Here is an 18747-nt window from a genome sequence, read left to right as displayed (position 1 = left end):
CTACAATTTTGCTGATTCTAACTGCAATTTTGGCAATTCATCCTCATCGCATACACAAGTCACTCATATCCCAAGCTTGTATTTAAGCATACAACAACCACTAACCTGTAAAGCTAGAGATGTAGTGATTCAAACGATTTGAGGTACTTCAATGTTATCCAGTAAATTTCCTTTCAGGGATGAAGTATTAGCTACTGTAATGCTGATTACGGTGATTGGTTCTCTAACTCTTGCAGTTATTGACGAGAAGAGTCGCTCTCAATTTTTAGATTTAACAAAATTTGCTATAGGTACATATATTGAATTATTGATACCTCGGTCAAGGTCAAGCGATCGCGATGTCTGAGACGGGCTACGCCTACGCAACTAGCCAATAACAAATTCGATAAGAAAGATCCCCGACTTCTTTGAAAAGTTAGGGATCTGTAACTTTCAATTCTCGCAAATCAAATAAGAATGTTTTTCTCTCAGACAACAGCAAGAAATAACAAAAGCCTCTAGGAAAGTTTCATTTTTCTCCGAAGACAGCAAAACTTTTTCATGCAACAAGAAAAATTCACTCATCATATTGTTAATTTTTGTAAAATTGATGTCTTCAAGACTAGAAACCTGATATCTAGATAGCTAAACTAACAAACAGTGCATCTGTACTGTTAATTATTAAAAGTAGATGTGGCGCTATAGCGTGAATGATCCCAGTACAACTTATCCTCAAAAACTTCCTCAGTTACCGTGATGCAACTTTAGATTTTGGTGGTTTGCATACGGCTTGTATTTGTGGTTCCAATGGTGCGGGTAAATCTTCTCTTTTAGAAGCAATCACTTGGGCAATTTGGGGTGAAAGCCGTGCCACTGTTGAAGATGATGTCATCTATTCTGGTGCAAAAGAAGTTCGGGTTGATTTTACTTTCCAAAGTAACCAGCAAAAATATCGGGTGATTCGTACTCGAATTCGAGGAGGTACTAGTGTCCTTGAATTTCAAATAGAAATACCATCTGGGTTTCGCTCACTCACTGGCAAAGGGGTAAGAGCAACCCAAGATTTGATTTTAGAACACATCAAGCTTGATTACGATACATTTATTAATTCTGCCTACTTACGTCAAGGTCGTGCAGATGAATTCATGCTCAAGCGTCCCACGGAACGCAAAGAAATTTTAGCGGAGTTGTTGAAACTCAATCAGTATGATGATTTAGAAGAACGGGCAAAGGAATCTTCTCGTCAGTTCAAAGCAAGGGCGCTAGAGTTAGAGCGTTCTTTGGAGTCGATAAAAATTCAGCTGCAACAACGCGAAATCACCCAAGCGCAAAGAGTGGAGTTAGAAGCCGAACTCAACCAACTGCAACAGGTGCAAGCTTTTGATAATATTCAATTACAAAGTTTGCAAGTTGTCCAGCACCAGCGCCAAAATTGGGAACAACAACTCAGCTTTGTAAAGCAGCAATACCAAAATCTTACCCAAGATTGCGATCGCCTCCAACAAGAACAATCAGCTATTGGCTCTCAGCTATCAGATTTAGAAAAAATATTACACCAAGAAGCTGAGATTAAAGCTGGATATGCCCAATATCAAAGTTTACAATCTCAAGAAGAAGGTTTTGCTGTCAAATTTGAAGAACACACCCGCGCCCAACAGAATCGCCAACAAAAGCAACAACAGCTTACCAAACAAATTCACGAAATCGAACGGCAACTACAACAAGCCCAAGCGCAGCTAGAAGCTTTGCAACAACAAGAGCGAGACATTCAACAAACTCTCACTAAATCAGGTGAAGTAGAAGCCGCTTTGTCACAGCTAACCGCAGCCCGTCACCATGTTGCTCGTTTAGATCAATTGCAAATGCAAGTTACTCCCTTGCTACAACAACGAGCAACTTTACAAAGCCAACTCGATCGCACTCATGCTGGTTTAGTAGCGCGACTCGAACAACTCCAAAGTACTGAGAACCAATTGCAACGCCAGCACCGTCGCCAACCGCAACTGCAACAAGCGGTTATGGATGTAGCAATTCAGATTGAGGAACTGGAGAAAAAGCGGGTTTATCTGCAACGAGTCCAAGAAAAAGGGCAAGAAAGGCGGCACTTTATCGAACGTCTGCAAGCTCATCAACGGGACTATGAAAAACTGCTGGGAGAATTAGAGCAGAAATTGCAAATGCTGCAAAATCCTGAAGCACTTTGTCCATTGTGCGAGCGTCCTTTAGACGAACATCACTGGAGTCGAGTAGTAGAAAAAACCCAAAGTGAGTTAGAGGATACTCAAGGACAGTTTTGGGTAGTCAGAGAACAAATGGCTGTGTCTGACCGAGAAATTCAGGTACTTAGGCAGGAATATCGCGATATATCCCAACAATTGGCTGGCTATGATGGTTTACGGGAACAACGGGGACAGTTGGCAGCCCAGTTAGAAGCTACAACTGATGTGCAACAACAGTTACAACAAATTGCTGCTGAAAAACAGCATTTAGAGCGATCGCTCCAAGCTGGTGATTACGCTCCCGATAAACAAGCCGAACTCCAGCAGTTAGACCAATATCTGCAACAAGCTAATTATAATGAACAAGATCATGCCCTCGCTCGGAGTGAAGTTGAGCGATGGCGATGGGCAGAAATTAAACAAGGGCAAATTAAAGATGCAACTAAGCGACAAGCGCAACTATTAGCCCGAAAACCAGAACTCCAATCCCAAATTGCCCAATTACAAGCCAGAATCCAGCAAGATCAGATTGATTCTGAATGTGCTAAACAAATCGCCGCTCTTGAGCGTCAAATTACTGAAATTGGCTACAGTTCCGAGCAGCACAACAATCTGCGTATGGCTGCAAAGAAAGCTCAATCTTGGCATTTGCGGTATCAACAACTGCTATCAGCCCAGCAGCAGTATCCGCAACTCCAGACTAGGTTGCAAGAGTTAGAGGAATCCAGAAGTGCCAGAATAACCGAGCGGCAAAAACTTGGCGGACAAATTGAAAGCATTATTCAGCAACTACAAGCAACAGCTAACCCATCTGCCCAAATTCAAGCTTTAGAGCAGCAGCTAGCAATACGCAGACGGCAACTCGATGAGCAAATTACAAAGTTGGGGCGTTTAGAACAACTGGCGCATCAACTGGAAACGCTACAAATTCAGTATGACCAACAACAACAGCAATTACAATCTTGCAAGCAGGAATATCGGGTTTATCAGGAATTAGCGCAAGCTTTTGGTAAAAATGGTATCCAAGCATTGATGATTGAGAATGTGTTACCGCAACTGGAAGCCGAGACAAATCAACTACTTTCGCGGCTGAGTGGTAATCAGTTTCATGTACAATTTATTACTCAAAAAGCTGGACGCAGTGCTAAATCAACTAAGAAAAATGCCAAGCTGATAGACACCTTAGATATTTTAATCGCCGATTCTAGAGGAACACGAGCTTATGAAACTTACTCTGGTGGAGAAGCCTTTAGAATTAACTTTGCCATCCGTTTAGCTTTGGCGAAATTGTTAGCGCAACGGGCGGGGGCGGCGTTGCAATTGTTGATTGTAGATGAGGGTTTTGGTACACAGGATGCCGAAGGATGCGATCGCTTGATTGCCGCGATTAATGCGATCGCTTCCGATTTTGCCTGCATCCTCACCGTTACCCACATGCCTCACCTCAAAGAAGCCTTCCAAGCCAGGATTGAAGTCAATAAAACTCAAGAAGGTTCGCAGTTGAGTTTGTCAATTTAAGAATTCAGGAGTCAGGATTACCACCAACTATAAAAAATTTTGACAAGGTTATCAACGATGTAATTGACTACTTTACCAACATTAGTTTTATCGGTTTCTTCACCTAAAGTTTTTCCGATATCTTTTCCTAAATCTCCTAATAGAGTAGCTCCTATTTGTTCTCCAAGTGCCTCGAAAAAACCCCGCTTCGCTTCATTCTTAGCCTCCTCTGAACGATTTTCCTCTTTCAGAGCATTCACAAAAGTTACCTTTTTATCCTTTGGAAGTGCATAGGTGATTGTTTCCACAAGCGTTATCAAATTATAGTTTTCATTAGCACATACAGGAATAACGGCTGTACTCTTAATACCGAACTTTTCAGCAACGCTCTTACTTTTAGCATCAATGTTTTTTTGCTGCTGATGCCCAGGAACATGATTGGTTATGTCCCATTCTCTAAAGGGTTCAACTTTATCAACCTGATTCAGCGCAATGATAAAAGGCTTACCTTGTTTCAAGTGAGGCTTAACAATGTTGTGATAAAATTCCTCGTCAGAGCTAAAAGCTTTATCGTCTGCTTTGAGAACCCATAGAACTAAATCAAATTCTGGTAAATGTTTAGAATATAAATCTTTGTACTCTAGATCCCGTTCTCGACTTTCACCGATGCCAGGCAAATCAACTAGTTTGATATTCCCTGAACCCACTCTTACAGAAATTTCCTGAAGCTCTCGTGTACAACTCTCAATATCACTGACAGGTGCAACATCTTTTCCAAAAAGGGCGTTATAGAGGCTTGACTTTCCTACACCTGTCTTGCCAAGAATACCAACTTTTGGCTCATAACTGAGCGTTTGAGAAAGCCAATGTCTAAGTTGTTCTACCTTTTCTCGCGGTAGTTGGCTAAACTGACTTAAGCGTTCTAATATGTCTGCCTGCATATTTATAATTAAGTACACTATTCTAAAGAAGCGTTAGATATAGTGTTCCCAAAATCTATCTCATTTTAATTACCTCTAGCATGATATAGGCAGCTTCTTGTTCTGAATTATGAAGTCTGTATTCTTCTTCAATTGTATTTTACCCGTGCATCAAGACCTAATGAGCGGAGCTTTTTCGTTAACGTTTCGGCTTGGGTGCGATCGCTAAATGCTCCAGCATTCACATAATCCCCTAGATTGGATTGCTCCGGGACAGCATTGGGTATATACTGCTGCACTTTACTCAGAGTATCATTACTGGAAATGGGAATTATTACTCTGTAAGGATTATTGGCAACTAATGTGTTGCCATTGCTAACAGGTACTACATAGTCAGTAGTAGGAGGTAATACATAGCGATTAGTCTGAGATGCTACATATTCATTAGTGTCAGCTAATACATAACCATTAGCCTCGGCAGAATTGCCCCCAGTCGAGCTATTCAACCCTAATGCTTGCCAAGTTTGCCAATCTACATTTCCAGTAGAATTAAGTCGAGAAGATTGTTGGAATGCAATCACAGATTCTCTGGTGTAATCGTTGAAAAAGCCATCAGGATTGGTATTAGAGAAACCCAACTGCGACAAACGCTCTTGAACTAATCTGACATTCTCTCCCTGATCGCCTACAGTCAGATAATTTCTACTTGGTTGTTGAGTAGTAGATCCACCAGTGGAGACTCTACGCACTGAGTCCAAAACTTGGGCATTGGCGATGCCATCAACAGGTAGGCGATAATTTCGCTGGAATTGGATGACAGCTTCCCTAGTCATTGGGCCAATATTCCCAGTGGGATTAGTATTAAAATAACCTAACTGCTGCAAACGCACTTGGAGTTCTCTCACTTGTGGAGTCGAGAGACTCGATCTGGCTGGGGTTGGAGAGGAAGCCAGTAGTTTGTTCCAAGTTTGTCGATTCACAATCCCGCTAGCAGGTATGCGATAATTTCGCTGGAATGCAATTACAGCATCTTTAGTAATTTGTCCAAAATTCCCAGTGGGATTAGCATTAAAGTAGCCTAACTGCCGTAGACGCTGTTGTAATCTTGTGACGGCTGTACCAGTTTTGCCTTGAGAGAGTGTAGGATATTGACCAACTGGCGATGCCTGCGGTAGGCTGCGCCTACGCAATGTGCCACTGGTATTTTTACTAGAAGTTCTACTTTGACATGCTCGTTGCAAGGCCCGTTGAGTATTAGTACCCACAACTCCATCAGCAGGTATTCTATTGGCTTGCTGGAATTTGATCACAGCATTTTGAGTCAAGCTAGCAAACTTGCCACTCACTGGGCCGTTAAAGTAGCCTAACTTTTTTAAACACCTCTGGCTACTGGTAACTTCAGGCCCATTACTTCCTATTTTCTGAAGTGCCAAAGCTTGCCCAGCAATACTCAGAAGCCCCGTAATCAGTGCCACAGATAAAAGACGCATTGCAGCACCAGTAGATAACTTTTTCCAATTCAAAAATTTGAAATTAACTACGATAGGAACAACCTTGATGTTTTCGGATGCCTCGTAGACTGAGGCGAGCTTGGTTAAATAGCTATCTACCCCTGTTTTCACTTGCTTTCTTCAAGTTGCTATGACTATAAAAAAGCATACCACTTTCTCTGTGTGATAATTACTTTTCGTATGATTCTTTACAAGTAATTGACCTAGCGCTAATAGTTAAAGGGTAATGGGGACTGGAGAAGAGTTTTCCCCAATACCCAGTACCTTTAACTTGGGTGGGCTTTCGGCTATAAAAGTTGTAAATTTAGCGACATCTTATCAAAAAAAATAACGGCCGCTAGCTATTAGCAGCCTGCCTTACGTCTCGATTGTTATTGTTCTTGCTGTGGTTGCTGTGTATCCTCTGGTTTTTCAGGCTGTTTTTCATCAACTTTTTCAGTATTACCTGCTTTTACCCAACCTTCTTGTTCACTACCTTCCAAACGGATCTTTTGCCAAGCTTTATCTTCGCTTTCTTCCAAGATAATAATTTTTTGATTAAAAGCAACCCCACCAGTCCGTTCAGCTTCTTGCTTTGGTTCTGCTCGCAAACTCAAGCCTTCAGCCCAACTAACACGCCCTCGGTAGGCTCCCGATGGTAATGGCTTTGGTGATGCAGTAGTTTTAGGTGATGCGGTGGGAGTAGAAGTTGATTTTGGAGACGATTCAGTATTTGTCCCAGATGTCAGGGTGGGTTTACCTGCTCCCTCGGTTGTTTTTGGAGCTTGGGCTTTTACTGAGGGGCTATCATTGGAAAAAACGGGTTTGGCAGGGGGTATACCAGTTCTATTCATGAAATAGAGTGCAACTGCAACACCGCCACCGATTAATACAGCGATCGCTAAGAAAAACCCAAGGAGAAATTTTGTTAAGCCAGACAACATAGTCAAAACCTGATTATTAAGAGTCAAACAATTTTGGATTTTAGATTTGAGAGCAGGTATAGGGGCCTTGCTCGAACCGAAAAACCAATTCCATTATCCAAAATCCAAAATCCAAAATTGGCACTGTCAAGGGGAGCCAGTCACGTGCGTATTTTCCTCCGTTCCGAGGAGTGGCGTTGAACTGGCTCTCAAGGGTTACAAGTAGAGAAGCAAGTAACCCATGCCTATAAGAATCAATAGTCCATAATAATTGATCATTAACTATTGACTATGGACTTTTGACTAACTGATTATTGTAGCTACTGCTGAATGTCTTCACATAGTGCGCCGCAGGCGTTCGCTTAAAGGACTGTGTTTAGATGCTAAACGCGCTCTCCCAGCAGCAGCCCATTCTTGGAGTTGCTGAATTTGCTCTACGGCAGTTCGCGCCAAGGGTATGATCTGACTGGCTGCTTCTAAAATGTCGTCGTTAGCAAAGTCGCGGTTTTGGCTAAATCCAATATGCATCGCTTCAATTAAAGTTTGCTCAATCTCTGCCCCCGAAAAGTCGGGCGTCTCATAAGCTAACCTTTCGATGTCATAACTTTTTAAGTTATGGGGGCGCAGTCGGGATAAATGAACATCATAAATTGCTTTTCTCTCTTCTTGGGTGGGCAAACCCACAAAGAAAATTTCATCAAATCGTCCTTTACGAAGCATTTCCGGCGGTAAGGCTTGGATGTCGTTGGCGGTGGCGACGACAAATACGGGTGAGGTTTTTTCGGCTAGCCAAGTAATAAAAGTGCCAAACACCCGGCTGGCTGTTCCGGCATCACCTTTGCTACCAAGTCCAGCAAAGGCTTTATCTATTTCATCAATCCACAAAATACAGGGAGCTAGGGCTTCAGCTACTTGAATCATTTGCCGAGTCCGAGATTCTGATTCACCCACCAAACCACCAAATAACCTACCCACATCCAGACGTAGCAGAGGTAAATGCCAGTGATGAGCGATCGCTTTTGCTGTTAACGATTTACCTGTTCCCTGAATACCCACCAACATTAAACCACGGGGGTGCGGTAATCCGTACTGTCTCGCTTTATCTGTAAATGAGCCTCCCCTACGAATCAGCCAGTCTTTCAAGTTATCCAGTCCGCCAATATCAGAAATTTGCTCAGTGGCGGGGTAGAAGTCTAGGATTTGGGTTTGGCGGATAGTTTGGCGCTTTTCTTCCAAAACCAGATCCACGTCTTCTGGCTGCAATTCTCCGTGGGTAGCGATCGCTTTTGCCAAAACCCGGCGAATCCGTTCCATCGAAAGTCCTTGACAAGAGCGCACCAAATCATCTAATACTTTCCCAGAAAGGGAGTTAGCAGTGCTTTGTAGTAACCGTTCCACCTCAGTTTTAATTTCTGGGGCGGCGGGTAAGGGAAACTCGACGACTGTCAACACTTCCGTTAAGTCGTCAGGAATAGCGATGCGCGGCGACAGTAGCACAATATTTTTGGGTTGCGACTTGAGGAGTCTGGACAGATTGCGGAGTTTGCGAGCGATCGCTACATCATCTAAAAAGCGATGATAATCTCGTAAAATCAATACCGCAGGTGCGGAAGCTGGTAATTTTTCGATGAATTCTAAAGCTTGCAATGGGTTACGTCGCCCAAACCCAACATCATTGGGGTTTCCCTGGTAGCCATCGACAAAATCCCAGGTATACACTGGGCGATTACCCTGGTTGGTTGCTTCTTCCCGGATAGCTGCTTCTACCCGTTCTTCCTCATAGGTGGGAATATAAATTAAGGGGTAGCGGGCGCGTAGCAGCAGCTTAAACTCTTCACGGAAGTTCATATTTGGCTGTGGTTATTGGTTATTCTCTCATTGTTCAGGTTTGTATCACCTCTAACAACTAAAAAACCAACATCTACCATTTAATAGCAGTTGCCAGTGCGATCGCACTGTTGTGGCGTTCATTCAGTATAAAAATAATTACTGACTTTTATTAAGGAATTTCTTAATTTTTTTACCATTATATTATGACGATATTTGAGAATTTTACAATTTTAAAAAAATCTTTTTATGAAAACATATTTAAATATACTATTTAAGCAAAAAAATAAATTAAAAACCCGACTTCTTCAAAAAATCGGGTTCTATATAAATCTCATAGATTAACTGAGTAAACTACTAGATAAGTTACTATCCTGGAAGTTGCTTTTTCAGTGCTTGCAAAGAAGCCCAGCGGTTATCAACTGGAGTTTCAGGACTATCAGAACTATCAACAGTAGTTGCAGGAATACCTGGACAATTGCGATCGCATAACTGCCGCTGGGGTACTGCCAAGCACATCTGTTCATACAACCATTCGTTGGGATAAAAATAACCATCGGGTGGTAAGCTTTCAAGCAAATCTTCCATAACGACTTCCCTTTCTAAGGGCAAATCATTTGGCTGATTTGCAGTTTCGTCTAACCAGATGATTTCTTTTGTATCAAGCCCTAAACGGCGATTGTATTGCTGCAAACAGCGGTTGCAGGTACAAGTAATAATTGTTTCTGCCTGACCGGACACTTCCAGATAATTGCCATGATGCTGCACGCGCACATGACCGCGAACTGGTGTCAACGTTTCCAGACCAGGCAGAAATTCCTCAACTTGAACTTCCTCTGTCCGCTCCGGGGCTTTAGTTAGCTGCGGAATAAAAATTGCGTCCATAGGATTTGTGAGACATCCTCACTAAAATTTATCTTGATTATCAGCAATTATACTGATATTACATCTTTATTTTATCTCTTAAGAACAAGAGAAATTTTGAAATTATATAGTTCTGAGTTTTCAATTAACTCCTAACTCTGACAATTGTAGATTTTCAATTTTGGATTGAAGGAAAAATCTAAAATCTAAAATCCAAAATTGAATGACTCTTAACTCGTAACTCCTTCCAACGAAGCCGGACGCACAACTAAATGACGATGCGGCTCTTTACCGCGACTGAAGGTTTCTAAATCTCCAAATTCCTTCAAGAAGGTATGAATTTGCCGCCTTTCAGCAGAACTAAGGGATTTAATTTCCACTTCTCTACCAGAAAAGCGCACTTCATCGGCTGCTGCTTCTGCTAATGCGCGAATTTCAGCTTCTCTTTTGACCCGGTAGCCATTTAACTCAATGGTGTAAGAGGCTTGTTCCTCCGAGGGTTGGCTGAGGTTTAAAACCGAATTTGCTAGATACTGAATCGCATCTAACACAGAACCATCAGCACCAATTAATAGCTGGATTTGTTCTGATGTCAAATTGGTTTGGTCAATAGTCAACCAGTAGTTATCTGGTTCTGGGGAATCGCTGTCTTGAGATTGGGCAGTTTCTAAATGACCCTGAATCTCAGCAGGTATTCCAGTGAGTTCTAGCAGCGTTTTTAACCACTGCTGACCTCGCTGCATCGGAATGTTGCTCATGATCCCCCTGTCGCCTTTTTCTTAGCACTTTTTGGTTCAAACGGCAGTGCTTTTTGTTCTGTGACTGCTGCTTCTTTCTCCTGGGTTTCCACGATTTTTTGCAGTTCTTCTGGTAGAGGCTCGCGGGAAAGAAGATAGGTTTGTGCGGTTTGGAAAATATTACCAATCACCATATACATCAGCACCCCAGCTGGTAGGGGAAAGAACAAAAACATCCCAGAAAAGATCACAGGGGTGATTTTGTTAACTGTATCCTGCTGCGGATTGCCACCGCTGGAATTTTGCCCAGAAAGCATTTGGCTAACATAAAGGCTGATTCCAAAGAAGACGATCATGGCGACGATATCCCAGTGGATTGTGCCATCTGCATCTTGTGCGCCAACTCTGCCTAAGGCATCAATGAATAGAAAGCCTTTTTCTGCTGCTAGTCCAGGAATTGTTCCTTGAATAGTAACTTCTCCCGGTTGTAAAGCTTCTACATTGCCCAGGGCATCAATTTTTATCCTATCTTCCCCTTTGGTGACTTTCCAATCAGGAATCAGCTTATTTTCTGGGTGTTCTGCTAAAAGCAGCTGAAATGGTTTACCTTCAACAGTCTGATACTGTATCTTGGTTTGTTCTCCCACGGCTAATTTGTTTCCGCTGGGAAGGATTGCAGCTACTTTAACGTGTTCCCCATCTGCAACGTAAATATTTTGAGGAGCAGTGGCAAAGGCTTGCGGTTGAATTTGTTCGATTTGTTCTGCGGGAAAGATTTGCAGGTTAACGCTGTAGTTCGCACTTGCAAAAGGCGAACCCCGCAAAGTGGCGAACAGGGCTAACAAGACTGGCATTTGTACTAGTAATGGAAAACAGCCTGCCAAAGGGTTGCCAAATTCTTTTTGGACATTAACCATTTCCTCTTGCTGCTTTTGCGGATCATCTTTATAGCGCTCTTTGACTTCTGCCATCCGCTTCTGCATTAGAGGTTGTACAATTCGCATTTTCCGCATATTGCGAATTGAGCCAGCACTCAGGGGATAGAGCGCAAAGCGGACTATCAAGGTCAAAGCAACGATCGCTAATCCGTAGCTAGGCACAATACCATAGAAAAAATCTATGATTGGCAGCATCACGTTGTTCGAGAGAAAGCCGATACCAAAATCCATTATTCTGAATTCAACCTGAGGTACTGTAAACTGAATCTAATTTATCTAAATCATCATTTGTCGGCGACTATCTTTCGCTACGGATAGCCGCACATTTAAATGGGGCATCGGGCATTGGGCATTGCTACTTCTTCCCCTACTCCCTACAGACGCGATTAATCGCGTCTGTACTCCCTATTCTCATCACTTGTTGGCAGCGGCGATATATTCGGGATTTTTGGCGGCAATTCTTTCGTTGATGTAGTCATAGACTTCCCGAAAATTGGGAATTGCACGCAATTCGAGACGACTGCCGTTTTTTAGAGTTATCGCCATATCTCCCCAAAAGCCAATGCCACGGGGAACTTTGACTATTTTGACAATTTCTGAGTAAATTACGTCAGTGCGATCGCGCCCTTGCCAACCTCCAATTACGGTAATTCGGCGATCGGTGATGCGGAAACGCAGCCACAATGCCCTAACAATTGCCCCGACTGTTAATGGTATCCCTACAATGGTTAGTCCAATCAGCAGGTTGATAATTAAATCCCCAATATGGGGGCCACCTTCATAATAAACATCTTCACGAATTCCCATCGAACACCTCAGCTTGTGCCAACAACTGCTCTAATTCTTGCAGAAATTGTGGGCTTACGCACTTAGATTCTGCTGCTGTGGGTTTGACAATCACCACTAGCCGCCATCCTGGTGATAATTTTGGTAGCAACTTGTGTAAAGCAACAGTAATTTGCCGTTTGATTCGGTTACGAACTACCGCCCTTTTGCTGACTTTTGTGCTTATAGAAATGCCAATCCGCGTGCTGGCAAGAGTTCTTAAGTCAGTTGCTTGTGTAGTCTGGGTGGCAGTGTCCAAAGAAAGTTTTGTTAAACATAACGGCTTTAAGGCTCTCAATGTTAAATAAGAGCCATGACGCCGAATTCCTTCCCGGAAAACTGCCTGGAAATCCTTTCGGGATTTTAATCGATTTGCTTTAGGCAAAGCCACAGATGCTCTTTTAGCTTGATATGCCCTAAACGCTCAGACGGTGACGTCCCTTTCTTCTTCTGGCGCTAATTACGTTTCTGCCGTCTGGTGTCCGCATTCTGGCACGAAAACCAGAGGTTCTTTTTCTCTTACGACTAGTGCCGCCCAGTGTTCTTTTCATACTGTTCTCCTATTACGTGATTTTTATAAAAACTCACAATCTCTAATTGTATCACTTTATTAGTGAATTGGGAATTGGGAATTGGTTATTCTGCTTGTCCCCCTTGTCTCCTTCATCTCCCACTCCCCACTCTTAATTGATGCTCAAAATCCATGTTCCCATGTAGCGTAGTAGTGGCACATCGCCAGGGGAGAGAACTTGACAGCGAAAATAGTAAACTCCGCCGAAGGCTGGGTTTTTCACGTTAGATAAGACTACCTCAACTGCACTACCTGCTGGCACTGGCTCTTGGGGAAAAATATTAATTAGTTTACCTTCTTTGTCCCACTTCACCTCAGAAAGCGGAACTGCTTTGCCTTTGACTCTGACTTCAATTTGTTTCTGGTCAAAAGTTCCTTTGTAATAATCAGGGTAGGTAATGGCAAATTGACCAACAGCCAATTTCATTTTTTGGGCTGGAATCCTCAATATATATCGATCCCAACCATTAGCTTGTCCACCAAAATCTAATCGGAAGGGCAGTTGATTTTCGGATTTGACACCACTAAACAGGGTAAATCCTGGTAGGCTATCTGCCCACGTCATAGCTGGAAATCCAGTCAGCAAGCAGCTAGTCACAGCTAAAGCAGAAAGTAAACGTCGCATAATTGAGCTTCCTCTACCAAAATATAAATCAGTTATCTAAAGAACTGTGTGTTAGTATTCGTTACTAAACTTTACTACCGACTTCCTGACAATTGACGTTCAATAACAACAAAAGGTGCCATCCTCCCTGAGTTTTGGGCGACAGCAAAATTACTTAGTTATTAATTTACCATATACTCGATTTACTTCATTACCCTTATAGAGTGCTGATTTGATGACAAGGTTGGTCAAATTTTGAACTAAATAGAAACACAGTTGGGATTAGATTGTGTTTCTAAATATGTATAAGTGTATCTAAATTTGATAATTTTGTTATAAAAATTGAGCCGTGCCATCAGCGATCGCCAGTTAAGTTGAGATAGATTGATTAAAATAAGTTGGAATGAAAGTCGTAATCATTAAAATTTGATTGGGAAATTATAAAGCTTTCAAAATTCGGTCAATATTACTCTATAAGAAAGGAATACCAAAATTTCTCAATCCCGAAAACAAGCTGAAGATAAAGATGCAAAATTTGGGAATCAATTTAGGATGTGCAATACGTAACCCTGTTTGCAACTATCTGAAAATATGACATCTGCGAGCGGCAAAGTGAGGCTTTGCCTGGAGAGCTAAGAGTGGGAGAGGAAAGATTCAAGGTTCAATCTACAAGTAAAATTCATGGCTGATGTTCCTGCCTAAGTACTATGAGTGCGGCACACGGATCATCTGGACAATCGCTTACTTGGCAGAGATTAGGTATTTATCTTCAGGAGATTTCATGAGAATAGCAGTTGCTAAAGAAATTGAAGTTTGTGAACGTCGTGTGGCATTAATTCCTGACACCGTTGCCCGACTGGTAAAACAAGGTTTGGAAGTATGGGTAGAAACAGGTGCAGGAGAGCGATCTTTTTTCAGCGATCCTGACTATGAAGCAGCAGGAGCTACAATAATCAGCGATACTGCTAAATTATGGGGCGAAACAGATATTCTGCTGAAAGTCAGCCCACCGCAAGAACGAGAAGATGGACGCTCAGAAATTGATTTGTTAAAGGAAGGGGCTGTTTTAATCAGTTTCCTCAATCCCTTGGGAAATCCTGTTGTGGCGCAGCAACTGGCAAATCGGAAAGTCACAGCCTTGAGTATGGAGATGATTCCCCGTACTACCAGAGCGCAAAGTATGGATGCTTTGTCCTCGCAAGCTTCATTGGCTGGTTACAAAGCAGTATTAATTGCCGCTGCTGCGTTACCGAAATACTTTCCCATGTTAACCACAGCCGCAGGTACGATCGCACCAGCGAAAGTATTTATTATGGGCGCTGGTGTAGCGGGATTGCAAGCGATCGCTACTGCCAGACGTTTGGGAGCAGTAGTAGAAGCCTTTGATATCCGTCCCGCTGTCAAAGAAGAAGTGCAAAGCTTAGGGGCAAAATTCGTTGAAGTCAAATTAGACGAAGAAACCGTCGCTGCTGGCGGTTACGCCAAGGAAATTTCTGAGGCTAGCAAACAACGTACCCAAGAAGTTGTCGCCGAACACGTTAAGAATTCTGATGTAGTGATTACTACTGCTCAAGTGCCTGGGAGACAAGCACCACGACTAGTTACAGAAGAAATGGTGGCACAAATGAAACCAGGTTCAGTAATTGTGGATTTGGCTGCTGATCAGGGTGGTAACTGCGCCTGCACCGAACCCGGCAAAGATATTGTGTGGAACGGTGTAACAATTATCGGCCCGATCAATCTCCCATCATCAATGCCAATTCACGCCAGCCAATTGTATGCCAAGAACGTAACATCGTTGATGCAATTGCTAATTAAAGACAAAGCTTTACAGGTGGACTTTAGCGACGACATCGTTGATGCAGCTTGCGTTACCCACGCAGGTGAAATTCGCAATCAACGAGTGCGGGATGCATTACAAGCATCGAATACTCAACAACCAGCGGTTAATTAGGGAGTGGGGAGACAAGGGGACAAGGAGAATGCCCAATGCCCCATGCCCAATGCCCATTTACACAAGGAGTTTTGATTTCATGACAGAGGCATTACTTGCTGCTTTGTTTGTATTTGTTTTGGCATCTTTTATCGGTTTTGAAGTCATCAACAAAATACCACCGACTTTACACACGCCCTTGATGTCAGGCTCAAACGCGATTTCTGGCATTTCGGTACTGGGAGCAATAGTTGCTGCTGGTGCTAGAGAAACGAATGTGTCAGTAATTCTTGGTTTGATTGCTGTGGTATTAGCAACAGTCAACGTTGTCGGTGGTTTTTTAGTGACAGACAGAATGTTGCAAATGTTCAAGAAGAAGGAGATTAAGGCGTGAGCGACTTTTTACCAACTGGCATTCAGCTGACGTACTTAGTCGCTGCATCGTTATTCATTCTGGGCTTGAAAAAGCTGGGATCACCTGCTACAGCGAGAAACGGTAATCTCGTCGCGGCTGTGGGGATGCTACTAGCAATTGTGGCAACAATGCTCGATCAACATGTGTTGAACTACGAGATGATATTGTTGGGCTTGGCGATTGGATCGGGAATTGGTGCGATCGTAGCCTACAAAGTCCAAATGACCGAAATGCCCCAAATGGTGGGTTTACTCAACGGTTTGGGTGGTGCAGCTTCAGCATTAGTAGCCGTTGCCGAATTCTGGCGGTTATTGGATAGTTCTCAGGCGATACCCCTAGATGTCAACATTTCCATGCTGTTGGATGTGTTAATCGGTGGTGTTACCTTCACAGGTAGTTTTCTCGCCTTTGCCAAATTGCAAGGTTTAATTAGCGGTTCCCCGATTACATTTCCTTTCCAGCAACCATTTAACCTCTTGCTTCTGGGTGCTTATATAGTAGGTAGTGCCTACTTAATCATCACACCAGATAGTTTACCCATATTCTTGGGAGTGGTTGGCGTTTCATTAGTGCTGGGTGTGATGTTCGTCATCCCCATTGGTGGCGGCGATATGCCAGTAGTAATCTCGCTGTTGAACTCGTTGTCAGGTGTGGCGGCGGCGGCGGCGGGGTTCGTAGTGATGAACAATATGTTAATCATCGCTGGTGCTTTAGTAGGAGCATCTGGCTTAATCCTCACCGAGATTATGTGTAAGGCGATGAACCGCTCGTTATTTAGTGTGCTGTTCAGCGCTTTTGGTACAGGTTCTAGTTCTGGTGGTGGTGCTGCTAGTGGTGGTGCAACCGATCAAAGCGTCCGCAGTATCGATCCTGAAGAAGGAGCGATGATGTTGGGTTATGCCCGTTCTGTGGTAATCGTGCCCGGTTATGGTATGGCAGTTGCTCAAGCGCAACATAGCGTTCGGGAATTGTCAGATCAGTTAGAAAAAATGGGCGTTGATGTCAAGTATGCCATTCACCCCGTTGCTGGGAGAATGCCGGGGCACATGAATGTGTTGTTGGCAGAGGCAAATGTGCCTTATACGCAGTTGTACGATATGGATGATATTAATCCCCAGTTTGATCAAGCGGATGTCGCTTTAGTAATTGGGGCAAATGATGTGGTAAATCCGGCAGCGCGGAGTGATACAAATAGCCCAATTTATGGTATGCCGATTTTGGAAGTAGATCGGGCGAAGCAGACGATTGTGATTAAGCGCGGGATGAGTACGGGTTTTGCTGGTGTAGATAATGAGTTGTTTTACAAGGATAAAACTACGATGCTTTTTGGTAGTGCGAAGGATATGGTGGCGAAGTTGGTTTCGGAAGTGAAGCAACTTTAAGAGAAACGAACCGCGAAGGGCGCAAAGGGCGCGAAGTAAAGAAAGAATTAGAGAATTTGCTTGCCTTGGGGGTGTTATATTCCTAGGGCAAGTTTTTTACTCAAAAATAATCTTAATACCGTAATTCTTCTATATAAAATTTCTATAATAAAAGTCTTACGATTTACTACAAGAGGTTTTTTCTTGAATGAGTAACAATCCTATTTACTTGGCAGCATTATATACAGGAGCAAGAATGAATCAACCACACAAGTCACTATTTGGCTCATATAATCCAGCTACACCAAGACAAAAACTAGAACAAGAAACTCAAAAAAGAAGCGAACAATTAGCCGAAGAGGATGAAAGAAAACTGCACCAATATGAAATGACACAGCATTATATGCACTTAGCAGCATTGTATACAGAAAAAAGAATGAATCAACCACACAAGTCACTATTTGGTTCATCTCATTCACTATTTAGCTAATCTAGCTACACCAACACAAAAACTAGAACAAGAAACTCAAGAAGAAGCCAAAAATTAGTCAAAGGATATGAAATGACACTATGCCAATACAATGATTTTATCCAGTGGCAGTTCTTCTTGTAGTAGCAATAAACAGAAATCCGAGTACCTAATTCAACTTTAAAACAAGAAGCGATCGCCTCTTATTACTGTGTGTCTTGGCGGTTTGTTAAAAAAGCGATCGTACCTCCAAATTTCCATTAAGTGATTCTGAGTTGACAATCAGCAAGTTAGAAGATATTATAGTAATTAGGCACAGCCTAGGGGTAGTCGTATGACTGCCGCATCACAAACCGCTAACAAAGCGGTTTTGTTGTTTTTAGGGGTTGTCAAAGCAATAGTACTTAATTCCTAATGTATTAATCTGATTATGTGTCAAGCGACAATCGACAAGTAGATCAGCATTCTTGAGGGACAAAAATGCTTGGTTATCAGGATTGTCTTTGCTACGAACGATGGGATACAAACATAAATCAGCAATTTGCATAATTGCGTTTGCCTTCGTCTTACTGTCTATTCCACGTAGTGTGTTTGATAAATCTTCAGCAGATAAAGGTGAATATTTATCCGATCTATTAGCATCAAAAGGGTGTCCTTTTGCTCTTAAATCATGAAAGTATTGCTTAAGTAAAGTATCTTCGTTTCTTCCTGCGGCTTCAAAATAAACCATTAGACTACCATTATTCATCCCAGCATACTTGGCACTACGTTCAACTACAATAGAGAATGCACTTCTCATCATCTCCCAGGTTTCCTCACCATACTTTTCAAGATAACGATTGAGATATCCTTGACGAGACACTACGCAGGCATGAACAATTATTGGACAACTAATGATAGTAAGTGTCAAGTCTTCCAAAAATCTATCTTGCTCTGGTTTTTGAAGCTTACCTAACCAAGCAAAGCCTTTTTTGCGAGATCGTATTTCATTACCGTGCAAGGGTTGTTCTTGAGGAATAAACCAGCGACTTTTAAACTCTGATACTAAGTAGGTGGGCATAAAAAAACCAGACTATGTAAAGATAAGTAAATACAGAGAATGCATCGACATGAGGTGACTTATATAGAACCCATTTGATATCTTTTTTAGCTAGCTAGCAGCTAGTCTTTTGAGC

The 18747-nt window shown here is 42.5% G+C and carries 18 protein-coding genes; 6 read left to right on the top strand and 12 right to left on the bottom strand.

Annotated features, from left to right (window positions below):
- Nucleotides 1–151: 151 nt before the first annotated feature.
- A complete protein-coding gene (locus tag HWQ44_RS24995) occupies nucleotides 152–346 on the top strand; it encodes a hypothetical protein (protein WP_292724383.1) in 195 nt (64 codons plus the stop codon).
- A gap of 343 nt (nucleotides 347–689) precedes the next feature.
- A complete protein-coding gene (locus HWQ44_RS24990; RefSeq protein WP_292724382.1) occupies nucleotides 690–3716 on the top strand; it encodes an SMC family ATPase in 3027 nt (1008 codons plus the stop codon).
- A 17-nt stretch (nucleotides 3717–3733) separates the two neighbouring features.
- On the opposite strand, the gene HWQ44_RS24985 is transcribed toward HWQ44_RS24990, so the two are convergent.
- From HWQ44_RS24985 to HWQ44_RS24935, 11 genes are all read right to left on the bottom strand, one after another.
- Nucleotides 3734–4636: a GTPase gene (locus HWQ44_RS24985; RefSeq protein ID WP_292724381.1), complete on the bottom strand. Its 903-nt coding sequence runs from the start codon at nucleotides 4634–4636 to the stop codon at nucleotides 3734–3736.
- Nucleotides 4637–4764: 128 nt separating this feature from the next.
- Nucleotides 4765–6237, bottom strand: a complete 1473-nt coding sequence (locus HWQ44_RS24980) for a peptidoglycan-binding protein (protein ID WP_292724379.1) — start codon at nucleotides 6235–6237, stop codon at nucleotides 4765–4767.
- A gap of 260 nt (nucleotides 6238–6497) precedes the next feature.
- Nucleotides 6498–7049 (bottom strand): SH3 domain-containing protein, encoded by a 552-nt coding sequence (locus tag HWQ44_RS24975; RefSeq protein WP_292724378.1) that lies wholly within the window; start codon nucleotides 7047–7049, stop codon nucleotides 6498–6500.
- Nucleotides 7050–7364: 315 nt separating this feature from the next.
- Nucleotides 7365–8876, bottom strand: a complete 1512-nt coding sequence (locus HWQ44_RS24970; RefSeq protein ID WP_292724376.1) for an AAA family ATPase — start codon at nucleotides 8874–8876, stop codon at nucleotides 7365–7367.
- A 348-nt stretch (nucleotides 8877–9224) separates the two neighbouring features.
- The gene (locus HWQ44_RS24965) at nucleotides 9225–9740 is read right to left on the bottom strand and encodes a DUF177 domain-containing protein (RefSeq protein ID WP_292724374.1); all 516 of its coding nucleotides are present in this window, start codon (nucleotides 9738–9740) and stop codon (nucleotides 9225–9227) included.
- Between the two features lie 209 nt (nucleotides 9741–9949).
- Nucleotides 9950–10477: a R3H domain-containing nucleic acid-binding protein gene (locus HWQ44_RS24960; protein WP_292724372.1), complete on the bottom strand. Its 528-nt coding sequence runs from the start codon at nucleotides 10475–10477 to the stop codon at nucleotides 9950–9952.
- On the bottom strand, nucleotides 10474–11625 hold the full coding sequence (gene yidC / locus HWQ44_RS24955; protein WP_292724371.1) for a membrane protein insertase YidC: 1152 nt from the start codon (nucleotides 11623–11625) through the stop codon (nucleotides 10474–10476). Before yidC ends, HWQ44_RS24960 begins: the two co-directional genes overlap by 4 nt.
- 183 nt (nucleotides 11626–11808) lie before the next feature.
- Entirely contained in the window at nucleotides 11809–12201 is a 393-nt protein-coding gene (locus HWQ44_RS24950; protein ID WP_292724370.1) for a PH domain-containing protein, read from the bottom strand.
- Nucleotides 12188–12610 (bottom strand): ribonuclease P protein component, encoded by a 423-nt coding sequence (gene rnpA / locus HWQ44_RS24945; protein ID WP_292724368.1) that lies wholly within the window; start codon nucleotides 12608–12610, stop codon nucleotides 12188–12190. Before rnpA ends, HWQ44_RS24950 begins: the two co-directional genes overlap by 14 nt.
- A 25-nt stretch (nucleotides 12611–12635) precedes the next feature.
- Entirely contained in the window at nucleotides 12636–12770 is a 135-nt protein-coding gene (gene rpmH, locus HWQ44_RS24940) for a 50S ribosomal protein L34 (protein WP_094327629.1), read from the bottom strand.
- A 132-nt stretch (nucleotides 12771–12902) separates the two neighbouring features.
- A complete protein-coding gene (locus HWQ44_RS24935) occupies nucleotides 12903–13415 on the bottom strand; it encodes a DUF2808 domain-containing protein (RefSeq protein WP_292724367.1) in 513 nt (170 codons plus the stop codon).
- 760 nt (nucleotides 13416–14175) lie between these two features.
- Between HWQ44_RS24935 and HWQ44_RS24930 the strand changes: the two genes are divergently transcribed.
- The 4 genes from HWQ44_RS24930 to HWQ44_RS24915 all read left to right on the top strand — a co-directional run bounded on the left by HWQ44_RS24930 (nucleotide 14176) and on the right by HWQ44_RS24915 (nucleotide 17593).
- Nucleotides 14176–15348 (top strand): Re/Si-specific NAD(P)(+) transhydrogenase subunit alpha, encoded by a 1173-nt coding sequence (locus tag HWQ44_RS24930; protein WP_292724365.1) that lies wholly within the window; start codon nucleotides 14176–14178, stop codon nucleotides 15346–15348.
- 79 nt (nucleotides 15349–15427) lie between these two features.
- Nucleotides 15428–15721 (top strand): NAD(P) transhydrogenase subunit alpha, encoded by a 294-nt coding sequence (locus HWQ44_RS24925; RefSeq protein ID WP_179066403.1) that lies wholly within the window; start codon nucleotides 15428–15430, stop codon nucleotides 15719–15721.
- The gene (locus HWQ44_RS24920) at nucleotides 15718–17124 is read left to right on the top strand and encodes an NAD(P)(+) transhydrogenase (Re/Si-specific) subunit beta (protein ID WP_292724362.1); all 1407 of its coding nucleotides are present in this window, start codon (nucleotides 15718–15720) and stop codon (nucleotides 17122–17124) included. The genes HWQ44_RS24925 and HWQ44_RS24920 overlap by 4 nt, the downstream gene beginning before the upstream one ends.
- Before the next feature lie 187 nt (nucleotides 17125–17311).
- Complete coding sequence (locus tag HWQ44_RS24915) at nucleotides 17312–17593, top strand: hypothetical protein (RefSeq protein ID WP_292724360.1); 282 nt, start codon at nucleotides 17312–17314, stop codon at nucleotides 17591–17593.
- Nucleotides 17594–17951: 358 nt separating this feature from the next.
- On the opposite strand, the gene HWQ44_RS24910 is transcribed toward HWQ44_RS24915, so the two are convergent.
- Nucleotides 17952–18632, bottom strand: coding sequence for a DUF3800 domain-containing protein (locus HWQ44_RS24910; RefSeq protein WP_292724359.1), 681 nt, complete (start codon nucleotides 18630–18632; stop codon nucleotides 17952–17954).
- Between the last annotated feature and the right edge of the window lie 115 nt (nucleotides 18633–18747).

The sequence above is a fragment of the Nostoc sp. JL34 genome (assembly GCF_017114945.1).
Taxonomy (GTDB): Bacteria; Cyanobacteriota; Cyanobacteriia; order Cyanobacteriales; family Nostocaceae; genus Nostoc.
Note: the sequence above shows the minus strand (reverse complement) of the source record. Positions and strands in the feature narration are given on the sequence as shown.